Origin of the sequence: Flavobacterium azooxidireducens (genome assembly GCF_023195775.1) — a bacterium.
Taxonomy (GTDB): domain Bacteria; phylum Bacteroidota; class Bacteroidia; order Flavobacteriales; family Flavobacteriaceae; genus Flavobacterium; species Flavobacterium azooxidireducens.
On sequence record NZ_CP096205.1, the window covers coordinates 1,437,243 to 1,459,096 of the forward strand.

Annotated in this window: 17 protein-coding genes and 1 pseudogene; 12 read left to right on the plus strand and 6 right to left on the minus strand. The window is 33.1% G+C overall.

Annotation, left to right across the window (positions count from 1 at the left end; all coding sequences use genetic code 11):
• Positions 1 to 132 precede the first annotated feature (132 nt).
• The 7 genes and pseudogenes from M0M57_RS06385 to M0M57_RS06415 all read left to right on the plus strand — a co-directional run bounded on the left by M0M57_RS06385 (position 133) and on the right by M0M57_RS06415 (position 6,854).
• Entirely contained in the window at positions 133 to 1,296 is a 1,164-nt protein-coding gene (locus M0M57_RS06385; RefSeq protein WP_248436356.1) for an RHS repeat domain-containing protein, read from the plus strand.
• A 2-nt stretch (positions 1,297 to 1,298) separates the two neighbouring features.
• Complete coding sequence (locus M0M57_RS06390; RefSeq protein WP_248436357.1) at positions 1,299 to 1,781, plus strand: hypothetical protein; 483 nt, start codon at positions 1,299 to 1,301, stop codon at positions 1,779 to 1,781.
• A gap of 319 nt (positions 1,782 to 2,100) precedes the next feature.
• A complete protein-coding gene (locus M0M57_RS06395) occupies positions 2,101 to 3,531 on the plus strand; it encodes an RHS repeat domain-containing protein (protein ID WP_248436358.1) in 1,431 nt (476 codons plus the stop codon).
• Positions 3,532 to 3,552: 21 nt separating this feature from the next.
• The gene (locus M0M57_RS06400; RefSeq protein WP_248436359.1) at positions 3,553 to 3,879 is read left to right on the plus strand and encodes a DUF1493 family protein; all 327 of its coding nucleotides are present in this window, start codon (positions 3,553 to 3,555) and stop codon (positions 3,877 to 3,879) included.
• A 326-nt stretch (positions 3,880 to 4,205) separates the two neighbouring features.
• Positions 4,206 to 5,255 (plus strand): RHS repeat domain-containing protein, encoded by a 1,050-nt coding sequence (locus tag M0M57_RS06405; RefSeq protein WP_248436360.1) that lies wholly within the window; start codon positions 4,206 to 4,208, stop codon positions 5,253 to 5,255.
• Positions 5,240 to 5,938 carry a CPBP family intramembrane glutamic endopeptidase gene (locus tag M0M57_RS06410; protein ID WP_248436361.1) on the plus strand — a complete coding sequence of 233 codons (699 nt, stop codon included), beginning with the start codon at positions 5,240 to 5,242 and terminating at the stop codon, positions 5,936 to 5,938. The genes M0M57_RS06405 and M0M57_RS06410 overlap by 16 nt, the downstream gene beginning before the upstream one ends.
• Positions 5,939 to 6,156: 218 nt before the next feature.
• A pseudogene (locus M0M57_RS06415) lies at positions 6,157 to 6,854 on the plus strand (IS1 family transposase).
• Here M0M57_RS06415 and M0M57_RS06420 read toward each other — a convergent pair.
• From M0M57_RS06420 to M0M57_RS06440, 5 genes are all read right to left on the minus strand, one after another.
• On the minus strand, positions 6,831 to 7,304 hold the full coding sequence (locus tag M0M57_RS06420) for a GNAT family N-acetyltransferase (RefSeq protein ID WP_248436363.1): 474 nt from the start codon (positions 7,302 to 7,304) through the stop codon (positions 6,831 to 6,833). The pseudogene M0M57_RS06415 and the gene M0M57_RS06420 overlap by 24 nt on opposite strands.
• 72 nt (positions 7,305 to 7,376) lie before the next feature.
• Positions 7,377 to 8,348, minus strand: a complete 972-nt coding sequence (locus tag M0M57_RS06425) for a DUF4837 family protein (RefSeq protein WP_248436364.1) — start codon at positions 8,346 to 8,348, stop codon at positions 7,377 to 7,379.
• 29 nt (positions 8,349 to 8,377) lie between these two features.
• On the minus strand, positions 8,378 to 10,318 hold the full coding sequence (locus M0M57_RS06430; protein WP_248436365.1) for a LysM peptidoglycan-binding domain-containing protein: 1,941 nt from the start codon (positions 10,316 to 10,318) through the stop codon (positions 8,378 to 8,380).
• Positions 10,319 to 10,420: 102 nt separating this feature from the next.
• The gene (locus M0M57_RS06435; protein WP_248436366.1) at positions 10,421 to 11,608 is read right to left on the minus strand and encodes a phosphoglycerate kinase; all 1,188 of its coding nucleotides are present in this window, start codon (positions 11,606 to 11,608) and stop codon (positions 10,421 to 10,423) included.
• 84 nt (positions 11,609 to 11,692) lie between these two features.
• The gene (locus tag M0M57_RS06440) at positions 11,693 to 13,543 is read right to left on the minus strand and encodes an SPOR domain-containing protein (protein ID WP_248436367.1); all 1,851 of its coding nucleotides are present in this window, start codon (positions 13,541 to 13,543) and stop codon (positions 11,693 to 11,695) included.
• 227 nt (positions 13,544 to 13,770) lie between these two features.
• Here M0M57_RS06440 and M0M57_RS06445 point away from each other — a divergent pair, with 227 nt between their 5' ends.
• From M0M57_RS06445 to M0M57_RS06465, 5 genes are all read left to right on the plus strand, one after another.
• Positions 13,771 to 14,919 carry a DNA polymerase III subunit gene (locus M0M57_RS06445; RefSeq protein WP_248436368.1) on the plus strand — a complete coding sequence of 383 codons (1,149 nt, stop codon included), beginning with the start codon at positions 13,771 to 13,773 and terminating at the stop codon, positions 14,917 to 14,919.
• A gap of 4 nt (positions 14,920 to 14,923) precedes the next feature.
• A complete protein-coding gene (locus tag M0M57_RS06450; protein ID WP_248436369.1) occupies positions 14,924 to 15,307 on the plus strand; it encodes a DoxX family protein in 384 nt (127 codons plus the stop codon).
• 139 nt (positions 15,308 to 15,446) lie between these two features.
• Positions 15,447 to 15,977, plus strand: a complete 531-nt coding sequence (locus M0M57_RS06455; RefSeq protein WP_248436370.1) for a hypothetical protein — start codon at positions 15,447 to 15,449, stop codon at positions 15,975 to 15,977.
• Positions 15,978 to 15,999: 22 nt separating this feature from the next.
• Complete coding sequence (locus M0M57_RS06460; protein WP_248436371.1) at positions 16,000 to 17,004, plus strand: hypothetical protein; 1,005 nt, start codon at positions 16,000 to 16,002, stop codon at positions 17,002 to 17,004.
• 99 nt (positions 17,005 to 17,103) lie between these two features.
• Positions 17,104 to 19,224: a T9SS type A sorting domain-containing protein gene (locus M0M57_RS06465; RefSeq protein WP_248436372.1), complete on the plus strand. Its 2,121-nt coding sequence runs from the start codon at positions 17,104 to 17,106 to the stop codon at positions 19,222 to 19,224.
• An 84-nt stretch (positions 19,225 to 19,308) separates the two neighbouring features.
• Here M0M57_RS06465 and M0M57_RS06470 read toward each other — a convergent pair whose 3' ends face one another.
• A complete protein-coding gene (locus M0M57_RS06470; RefSeq protein ID WP_248436373.1) occupies positions 19,309 to 21,585 on the minus strand; it encodes a helix-turn-helix domain-containing protein in 2,277 nt (758 codons plus the stop codon).
• Between the last annotated feature and the right edge of the window lie 269 nt (positions 21,586 to 21,854).

Below are 21,854 nucleotides of genomic sequence, written 5' to 3' on the forward strand. Positions count from 1 at the left end.
AGTTAAAATCGTACTATTTTTCATTAAATTATTTTTGCAGGTTTAGGCCAAATTGAGTATGTTTACAATGCCTTAGGTCAGAAAACAGAAAAAATTGTAACCGAAGGAAGTACAGTAACCACCACCAAATACATGGCAGGAGGTTATCAATACGAAAACAACGTTCTTAAATTTTTTCCACATGCTGAAGGATATGTAATTAAAGAAGGAACAAGCACTTATAAACACGTTTTCAATTACACAGATCATCTTGGCAATATTCGTTTAAAATACTGTGATTTAAACTTAAACGGTACTATTGAATCCAATGAAATATTGGAAGAAAATCATTATTATCCGTTTGGAATGAAACACGAGCGATATAATGAGGATAGTTCTGTTTTGGCGAATAAGTATAAGTACAATGGGAAGGAGTGGCAAGACGAGCTGGGGCTTAACTTCTATGATTATCATGCCCGAAATTATGACCCTGCAATAGGAAGATGGATGAATATTGACCCGTTGGCAGAAAACTCAAGACGTTGGACACCTTATAACTATGCGTATAATAATCCAATTTATTTCATTGACCCTGATGGAATGCAGGCTGAAGCTTCTCAGACAGCAAGTATATACTATGATTGGAATGAGAAAAGATATATTGATAAAAGTTCAGGAGAAAGTTCAAATGTTGAAAGTGCTTTAGCTAGCTTGAATGAAGAGCCTCCTATAAATTTGTTTCAGAAACGTAAAGGCTCAAAAGATAAAGTTGGGTCAGAGATGAATAGTGACAAAATTGAGCAGGTTTATGCAAATCTTCATAACGATGTTGTTGAGTCTAGAGACTATGAAATTGGTGATGGTATTTTTACAGTTTATGCACATGGTACGTATGATGGAGCAATTTCAGACAGAAGAGAAGGATGGAGAAATAAAAAGTTAATTTACGACGTTAAAGAACTCAATAAGCTCTTGATGGAGATTAGCCCTGAGTGGAATAAAGTTATGAGTAAGCCTGAAAGTGAGAGAGAACAAATTACATTGTATCTGTTTGCTTGCTCATCGGGAGACAGTAAAAACTCAATAGCGGCTAGATTTTCTGCTGTTTATAAAAATGTTACAGTTGCCGGCTTTTCTGACAAAGCTACCATGGGAAAAAGAACATATTCGGATGGAAGCGTAACTTATGGTGTTTTTGGAGTTAATAATAATGGTAATGTCATTTATTACAATAATGGCAAACGATTAAAAAGTATTCCATTTCAAGAATACTTGAAAACTAAACCACTTAATGCAATTGAACAACAAAAAAAATAATCATGATTAGAATAATTATAATTACAACACTCTTTCTACTTTTTACTTGCTGTAGCAAGAAAAAAGAAATAATTGAAGAAAGTTTAGCAGAAAATATTGAATCAAAATTATACAATAATTCTACATATATGGACAGCCTAAGAAAAATAGTAGTTAATAATGGAAAGCCTGAAGATTTTGAAGAATTATACAACATATGTGTTTCAAGCGTAAACACAAAAGAGGAGTTTTACTTCTCAACTATTATGGCTCAGAAATATAATTATCCTAAAGCATATTACTATATGTATATACACACAAGATACATGGAAAGTAAAGAACTTGATAAGATGGCTGTTTATTATCTATTAAAGGCTTATGAAGGAAACTGTGAAGAATCAAAAGACGATATTAAAACAATTTTTGGTAATTCAAAAATACCAAAAGCAATAGATTATTTAAATATACAGGACACTACAAAAATTATTGAAATCCCAATAATGTGATGTGGTAATGGGTAATGTTTCAAAGTTAGTGATGAAACAAAAATCACTACTTAACCATTTATAAATCAATTCATAATCAAAAATTAAAACAGAAAGACGAACAGTATCGTTCGTCTTTTTTACATTTGAAGATCGCTTAAAACGAATGTAATGAAGAAAAATGACACTACGTGTTTCAAAGTTAGTGATGGAGAAGATACAGCTATAAATACGACAACTTAAACCGTTTAACGAAGCCGTTTATCACAAAAATGATTTTCTCGTCCATGCGTATAATGAAAAAATAACCGAGTATGACAAAAACGGAAACATCAAGGGTTTGCAAAGAAACAGTAGTTTAGAAGATGAATTAGACACCATAGAGATAGACGATTTAACTTATGAATACCGAGAAAACACAAATCAATTAATCAAACTAACCGACGATTCTACCCCAACAAACAACGGAGGATTTGTTGATGGAGCAAATTTAGCTATTGAATATGAGTATGATGATTTTGGTAATATGACTAAAGATCATAACAAAGGAATTACTGAGATAGTATATAATCATTTAAATCTACCTACTAAAATTACATTTGCAAATTCAGGACAAATTGAGTATGTTTACAATGCCTTAGGTATAAAAACAGAAAAAATTGTCACCCAAGGAAGTACGGAAACCATCACCAAATACATGGCAGGAGGATATCAATACGAAAACAACGTTCTTAAATTTTTTCCACATGCTGAAGGATATGTAATTAAAGAAGGAACCAGTACATATAAACACGTTTTCAACTATACGGATCATTTAGGCAACATTCGCTTAAAGTATTGTGATTTAAACCAAAACGGCACTATTGAATCTAATGAGATTTTAGAAGAAAATCATTATTATCCGTTTGGGATGAAACACGAGCGGTATAATGAGGATAGTTCTGCTTTGGCGAATAAGTATAAGTACAATGGGAAGGAATGGCAAGACGAGCTGGGGCTTAACTTCTACGACTATCATGCACGAAATTATGACCCTGCTTTAGGTAGATGGATGAATATTGACCCGTTGGCAGAAAACTCAAGACGTTGGACACCTTATAACTATGCGTATAATAATTCAATTTATTTCATTGACCCTGATGGAATGCAGGCAGGAGCAGCAAAAGGACTAAACTATAATTGGAAAACAGGTAGGCTTAGTTATGGAACGGATATTGATAATGCTGGTCATGAAATTGATGGAAACGGTGAAGAGAATGATTATGAAGTAGAAAGAGATGATAATGTAAGAATAAATACTAAAAATAAAACTGTGGAAGTAGAAAGAACCGGAGACGGCCATGACAGAATATTTGTTGACGAAGAAGAGGTTATGGCAACAGAAAGAGGCTTATTAGGTTCATTTCTTAGAGAAAACGGATATTCTATTTCAATGATTGGTCCTCAAGGTGTTGGTATGGGATTAACAGATCTGGTATTGGATGTTTTTAATATTGGCTCAGGAATAACTTTAATTAAAATGGGAACTACCAAAATTTTAAAGTCCTCAGTTGGATTTAAGGTAGGGTTTGGAGCTTCTAAAGAAACCTTAGTATCATCTGCATATTTTACAAAATTATTAGGATTTAAAAATTTACCTGTATCAAGGCTGCCGACTTTATACGGCCCAGCTAAAGATTGGGGGACTTTCTTAGGTAGAAATTCTCCTATTTTTGGAGGTTTTCAAACAGCTGGAGGGGGGTATGGTCTTTTTGATTCTGTTTCTAACTAAATATATAATCTAAATAATATAATGAGTGAAGTAGAAAAAGAAGTAATCACTTTTTTTAAGGAAAAACGAATAATTTCTGAAAGTGATAATATTAACACAATCATCAACAAACCTGATTATTTAGCTGATGAGGCATATTTTTTAATGGAATCTTTTTTTGAGAAATTTAAAGTTGAAAAAGGGTATCTGGACATTGACAAATACTTTAATCCATTGCCAAAATTGGATTTAAAGTATTTTATAAATCTTTTGAGATTTAAAAGAATTGTCAATAACCAAAAGCCTGTTATAACCCTTTATCACTTAATTAAAGTTGCTGAAAAGAGAGAGTGGTTTGATCCAGTGTAAAAAATCCAATAATTGGTAATGTTCCATAATTAGTGATGAACCAAGATCTACAATTTAAACAGTTGCAAATCAATATTTAAATAAAATTTAAAACCAAAAGGCAAGCGTAATAGTTTGCCTTTTTTACATTTGAAAACCGCTTAAAACGAATGTAATGAAGAAAAGTTACACCACGTGTTTCAGAATTAGTGATGAGTTAAAATCGTACTATTTTTCATTAAATTATTTTTGCAGGTTTAGGCCAAATTGAGTATGTTTACAATGCCTTAGGTCAGAAAACAGAAAAAATTGTAACCGAAGGAAGTACAGTAACCACCACCAAATACATGGCAGGAGGTTATCAATACGAAAACAACGTTCTTAAATTTTTTCCACATGCTGAAGGATATGTAATTAAAGAAGGAACCAGTACATATAAACACGTTTTCAACTATACGGATCATTTAGGCAACATTCGCTTAAAGTATTGTGATTTAAACCAAAACGGCACTATTGAATCTAATGAGATTTTAGAAGAAAATCATTATTATCCGTTTGGAATGAAACACAAGCGATATAATGAGGATAGTTCTGCTTTGGCGAATAAGTATAAGTACAATGGGAAGGAGTGGCAAGACGAGTTGGGGCTTAACATGTATGATTATCATGCCCGAAATTATGACCCTGCAATTGGAAGATGGATGAATATTGACCCGTTGGCAGAAAACTCAAGACGTTGGACACCTTATAACTATGCGTATAATAATCCAATTTATTTCATTGACCCAGATGGAATGCAGGCAGGAGCAGCAAAAGGACTAAACTATAATTGGAAAACAGGTAGGCTTAGTTATGGAACGGATATCGATAATGCTGGTTATGAAGATGATGGTAATGGTGGAGGTAATGATAATGGAGATCCGAAAAAAAAGTCAAGGATAGATGTTGATTATGTGAAAAATCAATTTGGTAGTACAGGTAACGATAAAGAATTGAAAGATTGGGTTTCAAAACATGAATTAATTTTAGTTCAAACTGGAGATTATGAATTTTATGTTGAATTTGAAAATTTATTAAATTCTCCCCGCTTTGGTTTTGTAATTCCAAGACCCGAAACTGAAACAGATAATGTTGGTAAAGGAATAGGATTCATTCTTAAACAAGGGCTTAAGAAAGCAACAGGAATTCCTGGAACTCTTCTATCAGGAGGTAAATTAGCTAATAATGATCCTGCTAAATACGATAAAGGCCAAGAGTTAAGACAAAGTCAAATCGATAATGGCTTCAATATTGCGAAAACTTCTTTGTTAAACTATATGTTTGCACCACAAAAACAAACACCTCTTCCGATGATTAATAACACAAGTAATTATTATAATGTATGGCGAAAACTTTAACAAAATATAAATTTTTTATTTACATAATCTTTTATCTAATTTCAGTAAGTTTTTCTGTTGACTATGAAAATAAATTATTGTACCCTTTATTATTTTTATTGTTAGTATTTTTTATTGAGTTTAAAAAAGATATTTTTAATGAAGAGAAAATTAATCTTGATAAACAATTTTTGTTAGACTTTTTTTTAAGCATATTTTTTAGTTTATCAGTTTATATATTCTTGTATTCTATTGGTGTTTTTTTTAATTATGAATCTTATGAAAGGGTTGCATTAGACTTCTCAATTTTAAATATAATTACTGTCGTTATTTTATATCCAGTCTTTGAAGAGCTTTTTTTTAGAAAATTATATTTCAGTACTTATAAGAGTACTAAATTTATTGGGTTAATATTATTGAATGGTTTTGTTTTTAGTATCTCACATATTTTTAGCGATACACCCTTGTTAAATGCTTTTATATTCGGGTGTTGTTTCTTTTTGATTTATTTGAAAAATAAGAAAATAATTTTTTCTGTTTTTTCACATATATTAATCAACTCACTTTTGTTTATAACATATCAAAATCAAGAAAACATTACAGCATTTGTTAAAAATAATAATCTTTTTATATTTATAATTTCTTTTATTACAACAATCTATTTTTTTTATTCATATTTTAGAAAAGTTTATAAAAAAAGCTAATAATTATATTTTATGGAAAAAAAAGAAAATTTTTTTACAAGAATTTTGAAATGGTTGTTTGATTGGTTTTTTTAAGACGGTAATGTTCCATAGTTAGTGATGAACCAAAAATTACAATTTAACCATTTGTAAATCAATATTTAAATAAAATTTAAAACCAAAAGACGAACGATACTGTTCGTCTTTTTTACATTTGAAAATGGCTTAAAACGAATGTAATGAAGAAAAGTGACACCACGTGTTATAAAGTTAGTGATACTGGAAATTGTCCTAATTGTAGATCAAAAAAGATTATTAAAAATGGTTTTACAAAGAATAGAAAGCAACAATATTATTGTAAAAGTTGCAAGACAAGAAGTATTGATTATTATACTAACAAAGCATGTTGTAAAAACATAAATTCTTCAATTATACAGCTAATTAAAGAAGGTGTCGGTATTAGAAGCACAGCCAGAATTCTACTTATTTCAACCACAACCGTTTTAAAGCGAATCATTTCAATTGCAAAATCGATCAAAGCACCTCCAATCTCATCAGGTCAAATTTATGAAGTAGATGAAATGCGAAGTTTTATTAGTAGTAAGTCTCGACAAATTTGGATAGTATATGCTTTGCAAAGAAAAACAAAAAAAGTTGTCAGTTTTGCAATTGGCAAAAGAACATTACGAACACTTGGCACGGTAATCAATACGCTACTACTTTCCAAAGCCAAACGAATTTACACTGATGGTTTAAGACATTATAAATCGATTATAGAAAAAACTATTCATTGTGTCAAAAGGTTTGGAACTAATCAAATCGAACGAAATAACCTCACCTTACGCAACAATTTGAAAAGATTAAATCGAAAAACTATATGTTAATCCAAGAATTATTCTATATTACTATGTATTTAAAAATTTATTTTTGGGGTTGATAAGCCTTTTCGTTTCATCTGAATATGCTCAATATCATCCTCCAAATAAACCTCACTCGTTTGCACAAACCCTAAATTTTCATAGAATTTTTGAAGGTATAATTGAGCGGAAATGGTAATGTTGGTTTCGTTTAATTCTGATTTGGTTGCTGCAATAGCTTCTTGCATCAAATCGAAGCCCCATTTTTTATCGCGATAAGTTTGCTTCACCACTACTCTGCCGATGGACGCTTCTTCAAAATAATCGCCAGGTTTAAAAATGCGGACATAAGCCACTATTTTGTTGTTAAATGTTCCTATAAGGTGAAGTGCTTTCTCGTCTTTGCCGTCAATGTCTTGGTAAACGCAGTTTTGCTCCACTACAAACACTTCGCTACGCAATTGTAGCACATTGTAGAGTTCGACTAGAGAAAGCTCGTTAAATCGCTTTATTTTGAATTGTAATTTCATTGAAATAGTTTCACAAGTTTACTTCCTGCGAATTTAATGAAATTTGAAGATACATTTTTTAGAAAACGAAACTTATAAAATCTTTACCGATTTGAGAATGGATTCCAATTCGTGCATGATATCACGTTTTGCCAAGGAAGGATTATAACAAAAACCTTCAATCACCAAATAACGGTTGTTTTTTTCGTCTCGAATGGCATAATTAATGAATGGTCCGGCCATGTAGTCGTTTTTCAATTCCCATGTTCCTTTGGTTTCATAGGTTTTTTTACCATTCAAGATAATGTTGAACAGATAAGGCGAATAAGATGCCTCGGTAATCATGTAGGTATTGGGTAGCGTGCCTTCAATGTGTTTTTGACCAATGGAATCACGCATTTGAATAATGTTGGCAATCGTATTAGTATCTTTTTGAATTCTGTTTAACGGAACTTCATAAATCAAAATACTTGCATTTCCGGAAGGAAGTTCTTTTCTAATCCAAAAGAATTTATCTTCTTCAATGATATATTTATAAGCCGTTGGAAGTTTTAAACTCGCCTTAAAATTCTTTTTGATTTTTGCATCGTCCAACAACGATTTTGAAATTCTGCGTTGATTTTCGGCAATATCAGTTTGCTTAAACTTATTGATAATTTCCGGCGAATGTTTTTCTAATAAACTAACAATTTCGGCAACAGAACTTCCTGTAATGTGAGCCACGTTCTGCGGTTTGGCAAATTCATTTTCTACCAATTCAAAATCGTTATTTTCTTTTTTCAAAACCACCAAAATGTTTCGGCTGTTGGTCATGAAACCTTCAAATAAATTGGGAGCATACTGTTTAATCGTAAACAAAGGTTCTTCCTGTGGCAAACCATCCACCGGAGCGGCAAAAATGGTTCTGATGCTGTCGCCTACTTCGCCGTTCCAAAGTTGGTTTTCGATAATAACCGACAAATGATTGATTTTTCCGGAAGATTCTTTTAAAAGGTCTTCTCTATTTTCCTCTTTACAAGAAAAAAAGAAAGAGACAGCAAACAGTAAAATAACAACTTTTTTCATGATGGTGTTTTCTGGTGAAATGAACCTTTTTATCCGCTGATTTTAAGTTTCATTCCCGGTTTAATATTTTTACCACTAATACCGTTCCATTTTTTTAAATCTGACACCGTTACACCTTTAATTTTTTGAGAAATGCTGAATAATGAATCGCCTTTTTGCACAATATATACTTTTTCAGATTTGTAAGGTGACTGTTTCTCAGGCTTTTTTGCTTTTACTTCTGCCACAACCACTTCTTCATCGGCAGGAAGCATAATTTTTAAAGTTGAACCTAATTTAATATTGTTATCTTCTAATTCGTTCCATTCTTTCAATTCATCAATCGTTACACCATATTTTTTTGATAATGAACTCAAATTTTCACCACTTTGAACGATGTGATTTTCTGTTTTTTGTTTCACTAAAGCAGTCACAACTAATTTTGAACCGGACTGAATTGTTTCTTCTTCCAAATTATTCCATGCTTTTAATTCTTCACTTGTTACATCATATTTTTGAGCAATACTGAATAAACTTTCTCCTTTTTCAACCACGTGAAATTTAGCTGTTTCAATTGATTTTGCTTTTACTTTGATTGTATCGTTGGAAACCACCGCTTTGGAAACCGGAGTTTCAACTGCTTTTTTAGGAGCAACTGCCACTCTTTCTTCTGTAACTATCTTTAAACTTTTACCGGGAACAATGTTATTGGATTTTAAACCATTCCAACGTTTTAATTCAGTAACCGTAACGCCATTACGCTGAGCAATCAATCCTAACGATTCTCCTCTTTTTACTTTGTGGTATTTGGTTTTAGATACAATAGAAGCATCCGAAGAGGCTAACATTTCCTGCGAAGTAAATGGTTTTTCACGTTTATTAAAATCATAATCGCAATACGCATAAATTTGATTTTCATTCGAAGTAAACACCGCTACTTTATCCAACGGTAAACGAACAAAATGTTTTTTATCTGTTTGGTACGGAATAAAATCTCTCTTATACGAAGGGTTTAAAAACTGTAATTGTTCCACCGAAATATCTAACAATTCTGAAATTTGTTTGAAAGACATTTTGTTTTTAACCATAATGGTATCAGTCGCAAAATGATTTACAATCGGTTTTTGTGGTGTGATGCCGTGTTCTTTGTGGTATTCAAACACATACATGGTGGCAATAAAAGCCGGCACATAACCTTGTGTTTCTTTTGGTAAAAAAGGTCTGATATTCCAATAATTTTGCTTTCCGCCCGAACGACGAATTGCTTTGGTTACGTTTCCTGGCCCAGCATTGTAAGAAGCTAAAACCAAATCCCAATCGCCAAATATTTTATACATATTCACCATGTATTGACAAGCGGCGTCGGTGGCTTTTAGCAAATCACTTCGCTCATCGGTAAATGTGTTAATATCAAGATTGTATTGTTTTCCGGTTCCGTACATAAATTGCCATAATCCGGTTGCTCCGGCTTTGGAAACCGCTCTTGGATTTAGAGCAGATTCAACCACGGCCAAATATTTAATTTCTAACGGAACGTTGTATTTTGCCAACGCTTCTTCAAAAATTGGGAAATAATATTGTGATAAAGCCATCAAACGTTCGTATGATCGCTTTCTGTTTTTAAGATAATGTTTAATGATATTTTCTAAACCGGGATTGTATTCGATGTGAAAAGCCGATTTTGTGTCTAAAGCTTTTAATCTTTCTTTCAGCAATTCGGTTGATAAATCATAATCAACTTTTTGATCAATATTTGTGTTTTCGATGTCAGCAATCATTTCGCTGTACAAATCCTGATTGCTTAATTCGGTCATCCAACGTTCCTCTACACAAGCAGCAATGTCATGTTTTTGAAAGGTTGATTTAATAGAATCTAAATAGGATAATTTTGGTTCTACAGACACATTTACATCCGCAAGTGTTGATTCTTGGGCATAAAAAGTAGTCGCAGAAAATAGAACAACGAGGAGTGTGGTATTTCGTAAATTCATTCTTTCGTGGTTAATGTTTTATTTGTCAATAGGTTAAGCGTACTTGCAAACATAATTAAGTTAAACGTTATAAGTTGTTTATTTATTGTTAAAAAACTTTTTTTAACTTAAAATGGCAGCAATACCCGGCAATGTTCGTCCTTCCAGCATTTCTAACATTGCTCCACCACCGGTGGAAACATAGCTCATTTTTGGCTCTAATCCGAATTGTTTTACGGCAGCTACAGAATCTCCACCACCAACAAGTGAAAAAGCACCGTTTGCAGTTGCTTCGGCAATATAATTTCCTAGTGTGATAGTTCCTTTTGCAAATGATTCCATTTCAAAAACACCAAGTGGTCCGTTCCATAAAATTGTTTTGGAATTCATGATTACTTCTTTGAAATTTTCCAATGATTTTGGTCCGGCATCCAAACCTTGCCATCCGTCCGGAATTTCGCGAACATCAACAATTTTGGTATTGGCATCGTTTGAGAAAGCATCGGCAGCTACTACATCAACCGGAATATGAATGTGTACGTTTTTTTCTTTCGCTAAATGCAAAATATCCAAAGCCATTTGCATTTTATCATCTTCGCATATTGAATCGCCTACTTTTCCGCCCAAGGCTTTCACGAACGTAAACGTCATTCCGCCACCAATAATCATGTGATCTACTTTGTCTAAAATATTCTCGATAACCGTGATTTTAGATGATACTTTAGATCCACCTAAAATGGCTGTTACCGGTTTTTCGCTATCTTTTAAAACTTTGTTTAAGCTTTCAATTTCTTTGGCTAATAAGGTTCCGAAACATTTATCATTTGGAAAAAATTGAGCAATGATAGTTGTGGAAGCGTGTGCTCGGTGAGCTGTTCCAAAAGCATCATTAACATAAATATCACCAAGTGAAGCTAATTTTTTAGAAAAATCTACATCGCCCGCTTCTTCTTCTTTATAAAAACGAAGGTTTTCTAATAATAAAACTTCGCCTGGTTTTAAATCGGCAGCGGCTTTTTCGGCAGTGCTTCCAATGCAATCAGAAGCAAATTTAACCTGAACACCCAACACTTCTTCTGTTTTTGAAACGATGTGTTTAAGCGAATATTTTTCTTCAACACCTTTTGGTCTTCCTAAATGCGACATTAAAATCACGCTTCCGCCGTCTGCTAAAATTTTATCGATGGTTGGTTTTGCTCCTTCAATTCGATTGACATCGGTTACATTAAAATCTTCATCTAACGGAACATTAAAATCAACACGAACTAATGCTTTTTTATTTTTGAAATTGAAGTCGAACAACGTTTTCATGGTTTTATAGTTTTAATTTTTTAATGGAAAGACAAATATAAAATTTTAGAATTTAAAATGTATTGATAATAATCATGTTTACGATTATTTGTTCATATTGATTACTAAAATCCACATTTCTTCGGTATATAAATTATTTAATTTATTTTCAATGAGTTTGTCTGCTTCTTCTCTTGTCGTGACATAACCTAAATAAACATACATGTAATTATTGGCTGGATTAGTAAAATAATTCGGATTTAATCCTTTGTCTCTTAGGCTTTTCATAAATCGAGCGGCATTTACTCTTTCGTTAAACACATTTACCACCAAATAATAACCTTTTGGAGAGTCAATATCATTTAAAACCTCTATTTCCGGCTGTTTTCCCTCTTTAGGTGTTTCTGTTTTAACTGCTTCAGGAGCAACAACTACAGGATTTATTTTTGGCTTAACTTCATCTGTTTTAGTAACTTTGACAACATCCGGTTTTACAGCAGTTTTTGGTTCTTCTTTTTTGGTAACTGTTTCTTTTTTGGCAATTGGTGTTGAAGGTTCTTTTTTAGCTTCAGGTTTAGACGTTACAGCCGGTTTCGGTTCTTGTTTTGTTTCTTTGACTTCAGGTATTTTTTCAACTTCGGCAACAATTGATTTTGTATTTTCCTTGGAATCTTGAGCTAAACCATCTATTGCTTTTTGAGCTAATGAAGCAGAAAGAGAATCATTTGCCGTTTGATTTTGAACAATTTCTTCATTTGTTGTTTTATCAACTACTTTGAACTTGTTGTCTTCATAAACCAATTTCGTAGTATCAGCTTGTACCTCAACTGCTGGTTTTGTTTCAATAGCCATTGCACTGAAAAAAAGGTAAAAAACATCTCCGGACGATTTGAAACGAACGGTTGCTTCATCCATATTATTACCAATAAAACGGTTGTTATAATTTGATAAAGTGGTTAAAAACGAGTCGTAACCCAAGGTATTTTTTCCATCAGGAATTCGGTATTTAAAATGTTCATCTTCGATGGTAATGGAACTGTCAAAAAAATTACTGTAACGTCGAGTGACGGTTTTAACATTGGTAAAATCTTTGTTTTTGGATGAGCCAAACATAAATAAATCGCCGTCCACTTTAAAATCACCTTCTAAGGCTGCACCGGCTAATTTTACTTGAACATTTCCTTGTGGTTGGGTTTTGAAACCTTTGAAAACCACATTGACACTTTCGCTTGATGCTCCGGCAAAACCGTCGTGAGAAACAATGAATTTTTCACTCATTGATGCGTCTTCATATACAAAAATCATTGTCCAACCCGCAGCAGAACCGCCAATGAGCGTTCCTTGTGTTGCACGAACATTTCCCACCGTATAAAACCCAAATGGATTTTTTAGAGCCTTTACTTGCTCCGTAATGTCGGCATAAACAGCATACGGTGCGGCATCTTTAAATTCTTTGTGTTTTAAACCATCAAAAATAATTTCGCCTTTAATCGTAGCATATTCTTTTTGATCGGGAAATTTCACTACAATTTCTTCAAAAGGCTCTCTGGTGTTATCAAAAGCAACGAATTTATCCTGTCCTTTTTTATAACCGCTTTCATATTTGTATGTGGCTGACCAATATAATCCGGCATAAACAATTTTTTTTGAGGCTTCATTTTTTTGGAATAAAGCGGCACTACTGGAGGAAAAAGTTTGTTTATCGGTATCAATATCAATGTATTCCATATCGATTTCATCGTTAGTGATAGCATCAATACTTTGGTCATTGTACGGATCGTTGGGGGAATTTTTTTTATCAATTCGATTCAGAATAGAATTGGCAATAATAGTCATATCACCTTTTATATTCGCTTTGTATCGCTCTTTAAAAGGGACGGCCATTTGAGCATGGCATAAATTGACAGATATAAAAAACAGTAAAAAAAATAAATTTTTATATCTTATTTTGTTCATAAATTTACTCATATTGCAAGGAGCAATTTTAGATTTGGGACTATTAATTTGGGTTCAAAGGTACTAAAGACCAACGATAAAACGCATATTTTACCGATTAAAGTGCCAAAAATGGTTTCTTTTTTCATACAATCATACTAATTTAACTCGATTTTGTTAAAATTTGAAATTCAACATCAAAAAAACAAACTCGTTTATTGGCAAAAAAAATCATTTATATTTGCTTTATGCAATTTACTCAAATATTAGGCCAAGACCATATAAAAAATCATTTAACCCGAAGTGTTCAGTTGGGTAGGATTCCGCATGCACAGCTTTTTGTTGGTCCGGAAGGTTCAGGAACATTGGCTATGGCAATCGCTTATGCTCAATATCTTTTGTGCAACAATACAGGAAATGAAAATTCAGGCGGAAACGAAGCTTGTAACCTCAAATTTCAACATTTTGCTCATCCGGATTTACATTTTATTTACCCAACTGTGACCACAGATGACGTTAAATCGAAACCAAAAAGTATTGATTTTATTCAAGATTGGCGAACTTTTTTAAGTGAAAATGTATATGGTGGTTTGTTTGATTGGTTCAAAATTTTAGGTGTAGAAAATAAACAAGGTGAAATTCGTGTAGATGATGCACAGGAAATTGTAAAAACACTTTCGCTCAAATCCTACGAAGGGGGTTATAAAGTGATGATTATTTGGATGGCCGATAAAATGAACATTGCCGCGTCCAATAAATTGCTGAAAATTTTGGAAGAACCCACCGATAGAACTGTTTTTATCTTAATTACCGAAAACGAAGAAGATTTGATTCAAACCATTCGTTCACGTTGTCAGGTGTTAGATTTTAACGGACTTCCGGAAAGTGTGATTGCCGAAGCATTGATTGAGAAACTACAACTTGACCCAAAAGCGGCAACAAAAATTGCCCATCAAGCACAAGGAAATTATAACAAAGCCTTGAAATTACTAAGCGATGACAACGAAGATTTACCATTTGAACAATGGTTTGTGCTTTGGGTTCGTGCCGCTTTTAAAGCCAAAGGGAACGCCGCCGCTATTCACGAATTAATTACTTGGAGCGAAGAAATTGCCAAATTAGGTCGCGAAACGCAAAAGAAATTTTTGTCGTTTTGTATTGAAATGTTCCGTCAGGCGTTGTTGCTGAATTATCAAGCGACATCGTTGGTTTATTTGGAACCGAAAGTGGAAAAATTTAAACTTGAAAATTTTGCTCCGTTTGTAAACGGAAATAATATCTTAGATATTTATAAGGAACTTAACGATGCCATGTATCACATTGAACGCAATGGCAATGCGAAGATTATTTTAACCGATTTATCAATTAAATTGACCCGTTTAATTCATAAAAAATAAACGCATGAACAACCCCGCCTCTTTTCTGATTTTGTTGCTTTTAACCGTAACTTTTTTGCAATCCGGCTATGATAAACTGTTTTACTGGAAAGACAATTTGGCTTGGTTAAAAGAACATTTTTCTAAAACCATTATCAAGAACATAGTTCCGCAAGCATTGGCTTTTGTATTGCTTTTGGAATTAGTAACCGTAATTTTAGCCATTGCCGGCCTAATTCAATTGCTTTATAACGGCAACCGCGACTATGGTTTTTATGCCGCTGTAATGAGTTGTGTTACCTTACTTTTTTTGCTTTTTGGTCAACGTTTAGCCAAAGATTATGATGGTGCCAGAACGATTGTGATTTATTATATTCCGGCTGTTTTGGCGGTGTATTGGTTGAATTAGACCCCTCTGTGAAAGTTTAATAAAGAAATAGTTTAAAGAATATATAAACACAAAATCTTAACAATTTAGTGTTAAAAAACTTGTTAAACTATTTTTTTTTTTTTGTAGATTTATACAAATATACTCCAAATCACATTTTATGAAAAAATTACTCTTACTTTTTACACTCGCAACAACATTAAGCTGTTGCAACAACGATGACGACAAACCCATTGCAGAAATTGACAAACTACCACTAGCCACACAAACAGGTGCTAATACCTTTGGCTGTTTGTTAGATGGAAAAGCATTTTTGCCAGGAAATTATCATAACTCTACAAACTGTTTCTACCAATTTGTTGATGGAGAGTATTATTTTTCAGTAAATGCAAATAATATAAATCAAGATAACTATTTAATAAGTGTAGGAGTTGGTACAGATGCTAAACAAATTGCTCAAAATGGCACATACGCATTAGAAGGGATGATTCCTTCTAATGCGTATGGCACATACGCATTAGAAGGGATCCCTACTAGGACCAATGATATTTATACAGGAGAATTATACATTACAAAATTAGACCCAGTAAATTACATTGTATCCGGAACTTTTTGGTTTGACATTGTAGATTTTCAAGGTAATGTACACCAAATCCGCGAAGGTCGTTTTGATATGCATTACACAAATTAGTAACTTTTAAACCAATTATATTATGAACAAATTACTCTTTCTCGGCAAAGGGTTGCTACTGCTTTGCCTTTTTGCGACTCATTTTGCACAGTCTCAAACTATCAACACAACCTACAAAACTCAAATTAACGCCAAGTTTGCAGGTCTTGATAAAACCAAAATTCCTACCAAGTTACTTATTAACCAAGCAATGGAGTTTGCAGAACTTACCGATTATGCAGGCGAAATGTCTGCTACCAACTTTACAACAAAAGGAAAATTTACCAATATATACAACACGCTCCTGATGTCACGAGTGCAATCAAACGTAGCGGGGCTAATAAATCCAAACGCATTTAAAACAAATTGGGACAATTTACGAGAACCAAATAAAATAGTGCTGAGTGGTTTATTTTTCAAATATAACAAGTTTAAAACCAATGCTTATCCAAATTTCTTGGTCAATAATAATGATGTCATTACTGATAAATATGTTAATGGCGTTTGGCAAAATCCATATATAGACCAACACGTTTTTGCCATAGCTTCACCAATATTTGTTTACAAAAGTTTATCGCTTCAAGTTACCCTTCCTGCTTCATTGTGGCACACCAATCAGGCAACTTCGGTACAAAGCATTGCTATAGATTTTGCTAATGGTGCAGGGTATCAAACCATGACATTGGGTCAAGTTCGTACTATCAATTATGCAACAGCAGGAACTTATGAATGGAAATACAAACTAACACTTACTAATAACCAAATTTTATACAGCCACAGCAAAATATTAATTGACGTAGAAATTCCGCCAACAAATAATACAACGATTAACAGAACCATAAATCAACCATGCAGTCAAGATGCTTTTGGCATTGACAAAGTAGAATTTTATGGCACAAGACCCTATTTAGGTACAGCAAATCAAGCAATCCTTGAAATTGACTATGCATCAAATGACTGTGTTATTCGCAAACCTTTGTTTGTGGTGGAAGGATTTGATGGTGGATTACTGGGTGTAGAAAATGAATTGGGGGAAGTTCAATATTGAAATTTTAGAAACAGTTCTTTTATAGAGTCTAGTAACCTTCCTTCCCAACTTTCTACCTACGACATCATCTACATCAATTTCAAAAATGGTAAAGATTATATGCAACGCAACGCCTATTTGGTTCAAGATATTATTAAATGGGTAAACTCTGTAAAACAAGGCTCATTGCCAAATGTGGTATTAGGACAAAGTATGGGTGGCGTATTAGCTCGCTATGCCTTGCGTGATATGGAAAATCAATTAGCAAGTTCAGGTGACCAAACATGGAACCATCAAGCCAATTTATATATTAGCCACGATGCACCCCATCAAGGAGCCAATATTCCTGTAGGAATTCAATATTTTGCACGTCATTTAGCAAACCAATTTATTGACACTCCTGTTGGTGATTATCAAATCGAACTTGATGGCGGTAATAATATAAGTATTGCTGATATTCAAAACCTTTTAAATGCTCAAGGAACAAAACAATTGTTAGCAAATTATATCAACTCTAGTTTTGCTTTAGATAATTCTGCTTTCAATACATTTCAAACTGAATTACGCAATTTAGGCTATCCACAACAAACTAGAAATGTTGCTTTGAGCAATGGAAATCATTGTGCAAATCCGCAAAGCTTTAATCCTGGGGCAAATTTATTTACCTTAAATGGAAATGCAAGCACAACTGCCCTAACCACGTTTTTAACAGCTTTAATTGAACCTATTACCGGTATTAGTGCTCCAATCTTAGCTTTCGAATTCAACGAACCGGGTTTGCTTTTAGGAATGCTTCCTGGTAGTAGTAGTTTTGCAATGAATTTTAAAGCTAATGCATTACCAACAGCTGGATCGACAATTCAGGTCTATCATGGAAGTATTTCTTATACCAAAAAAATATTTAGTCTTTTTGGTTGGAATCCAAAAATTACAGTTAGTTTAACCAGTAGAAGCCATAATAATCCTGCGTTATTATCTTATGACTATTACCCTGGAGGCAAATATCAATTGCCATTTAATTTTTCTACTTCTACAATAAATAATGACTTTATTAATTTAGGAATTTCTGCTTATTTAGCACCGTCATTCAACTTTATTCCTACTCCAAGTGCTTTAGATGTTGGTAATGGAAATATTGTCTTAAATAATAACGACTATTTTGTTAAGTATAATTCTTTAACTCCTCCAACAGGTTCAAGAACAATTCCGTTTAACAATTTCACAACATCTCATAATACCTCTGGTATAAACGAAAATCACATTTCATTTAATACCCGTAATGGTAATTGGTTAGCTTTAGAATTAGACAATATTACTAATAACGAAGATGTTTTTAATTGCACATATAATTGTGATGGTAGAAACAATGTTATAACAGGAGTAAATGAAATTTGCAACAATATTAGTAAAACTTTTACTGCACCGAGTGGCGGAACATTCTATAATTGGCAAATTATTGAAGGAGCACATTTAGTTAATTCGATTGGAAACAGTACACAAAATTTCACCCTTACTGCATTACCAAACGTATATGGGTATGTTAAACTTTCTTTAACAATGGGTGATGACCCTCAAAACAATGGTGGTGGTCGTTGTGGAAACATTACGTTAACAAAAAACATTTGGATAGGTAAACCTTATGTTTTTGGTGCAAATCCAAATCCTGCTGAACTAGAATATTATGTTAACGAAGTGTGCCCTATAGAACCTATGACATTGTGTTTAGGAGGTGGTGATATTTATGAAAACAAAAAAACAATATGTGTAGCAGGTTTAGATGCAAATTCGCATTGGGAAATAGTAAAATTAACTACCAATTTCAACTTTTCACGCAGTAACAATGAAATTTATATAACCCCTTATTCGTTAGGTCAAATTTCATTCAAAGTTAGAGTTTCGAACAGTTGTGATGTATCGAACTGGGCTTTTTATACAATGAATGTTATCAATTGTAATGGAAATAATTTTATGATGATAAATGAACAATCATCAACTTACAAAATTTATCCAAATCCTTCAAAAGACGATGTATTTATTGATTTGAGAGACCAAAATAATAAACCTGATAGTAATTCAAAAATTTATGGCGAACTATTTGATTTAATGGGCTTAGTAAAATCAAAAGTTGAGATTTTTGACAACAAAGCAACTTTTTCAGTTCGTGATTTAAACAAAGGTATTTATATATTGAAAATTTATATAGACGACCAAATTGAAAGTCATCAAATAGCGGTTGAATAATATATAATTATTAAACTAAACAGTGGCTTTTTGAATTAAATTAAGAAGCCGCTGTTTCTATATTAATGCCAGAATAAAAAAAACCTACAAATTCGCCTTAAACAACCGCAATTCACCCCAAGTAAACTTCTCGCCTACTTGTTCTTTTAAAGCGGTTAATGAATCTTCGTTGTAGCCTTCAAATGCGGCCGCTAATTCATTTATTTTGTCTTCGGGCAACACTTCTGTAATAGAAACGGTTCCGGCTTGAATAAGCTTCGCTAAATGGCCGTAAATCGTTTGTGTGGTTAGAACACGAATTTTAGCAATTTCTTTTACCGAGTTTTTCTCTTGCCAAAGTTCATACGTTTCCTGAACAGTTGATTTCTTCGGTTCTTTCGTTTTTTTCTTTTTTGGAAGATATTGATACGGATCAAAATCAGCTTCTCCCTCTTCTTCGATTAATGTGTTTTGGATGGATTTAAAATGTTCAACCACATTTTCAACTAAAATACTTCGGTAGTTTTGAATTTCATTTGAAGTTAAATTTTCTTTGTTGATTTCTTTTCCTTCAGATAAAACATCCACCATTTTAACGGCTTTAAACAATTGAAGAACAGTTTTTAAAGTACCTTCTTCTAATTCATTCAACTCGTTGTAGAATTCCTTGACTCTTTTTTTACGTTTGATTTCTTCCATTTTCAAAAGCAAATCAAACATAATTTCATTCAGTTTTGGAAGGAAATAATCTTTGGCTGCTTTCACTCTTTCTGCAATAAAGGGAATATTGACATCATCAGCGTGAAAAAGTTTGTCTAATTGGGATCTGAATTTTTTTGCCGGTTCTTCTAATTTTGAAACTTTCTGTTCTTGAATTTCTGCCCAGTTTTGATGCTTCGATTTCTCTGATTTTTCAGCATCAGTATTGTAGCTAAAGCGATGATTTCGCCATTGTTGAGTTATCGCTTCCCAGTCAAAACTATTCTTAATGTATTGAAGAATAAATCGTTGCGTTTCCTTTTGTAAAGCATTCACTATGGTTTCTTCATCTGCCTTATTTTCAGCATATTGCATTACATCTTGGTCGTTGGAAATGCCATTCATTTGAATAGGCTTCAATAAAACCAAACCTTCCAATGATCGCAATCGTGACAATGCAACATACGCTTGTCCGGGTAAAAATACTTGTGAAACATCCAAAACGGCTTTGTCAAATGTAAGTCCCTGACTTTTGTGAACCGTGATTGCCCAAGCTAATTTTATCGGATAATGCACAAATGTTCCTAGTGTTTCTTCGTCAATTTCTTTCGTATTTTCGTTTACCGAATAACGAATGTTTTTCCATTCATATTTTTCTACTTCGATGGTTTTATTTTCTTCCGGAAAGTGAACGATTATTTCAGCTTCAGATAACGATTTGATGAAACCCATTTTTCCATTAAAATAATTCTTATCCGGCGACAAATCATTCTTAATAAACATAATTTGAGCACCCACTTTCAACTGAAGAATTTCTTCTACAGGATAAATTTTTTCGGGAAAATCACCTACTACTTCAGGTTTGTATCGATAACATTTTCCTTCCAATTCTTCTAATGATTCTGCATTAATAGAGTCGGCTTTGGCATTGTGAGTCGTTAAAGTAATGTATCCTTTATTGGCTTTGATGTCGAAATTTGGTTTCACAAAATCATTCAAAACCACCATATCGTTTTGTGTAATTGTATTATTTCGAAGGTTATTTAAAACTGAAATAAAACGATCGTCTGTTTGCCTAAAAATTTTAGATAATTCAATATACAACGGCGGTCTTTCCTGAATAACTTTGGCGTGAAAAAAGAAAATTCCACGGTAATAATTGCGTAAAACGTGCCATTCATCATTTTTTACAACGGGTGGCAATTGCAGTAAATCGCCAATAAAAAGTACTTGCACTCCGCCAAAAGGAATGTCTCTTCGACGGACTTTTCGTAACATAAAATCGATAGCATCTAATAAATCCGCACGTAGCATACTTACTTCGTCAATAATGAGCAATTCCATATTGAGCATCACGGCTTTCTTTTGGCCGCTCATGCGAAAATGCTTAACTAAGGTGTTTTTGGTTTCAAATTTCTGGTATTCAGAAATGCTGGAACCGGCAATATATTCGGGAATAAAACCTCCAAAAGGCAATTGAAACATCGAATGAATGGTTACTCCTCCCGCATTCAGTGCAGCGATTCCTGTGGGAGCAACTACAACCGTATTTTTATGAGTTGTTTGAATGATTTTCCGCAACAAAGTGGTTTTTCCTGTTCCGGCTTTTCCCGTTAGAAAAATAGAACGTTGCGTTTGATTGATAAATTGCAGGACTTGGCGTGCATCGTTTGTAATTTCCATTTGGCGTTGAGTTTAAAGGTGGAAATTTACAAATTTTTGAATAATTGTGAAAGCCATGATCTGAATTTTGTTGAAATTTGTTTGGTAAAAGTATGAATAACTAATAATGGCTGTCTCTTTGAAACAATTGAATTTCACAAATTTAAACAGATTTAAATAAATCTGTTTAAAAAGATAGCCACGAATTTCACAAATTTACACAAATTAATTCGTGTATATTAGTGTAATTCGTGGCCAAAATGAATAGCAATTAGTGTACAGCTCTATCT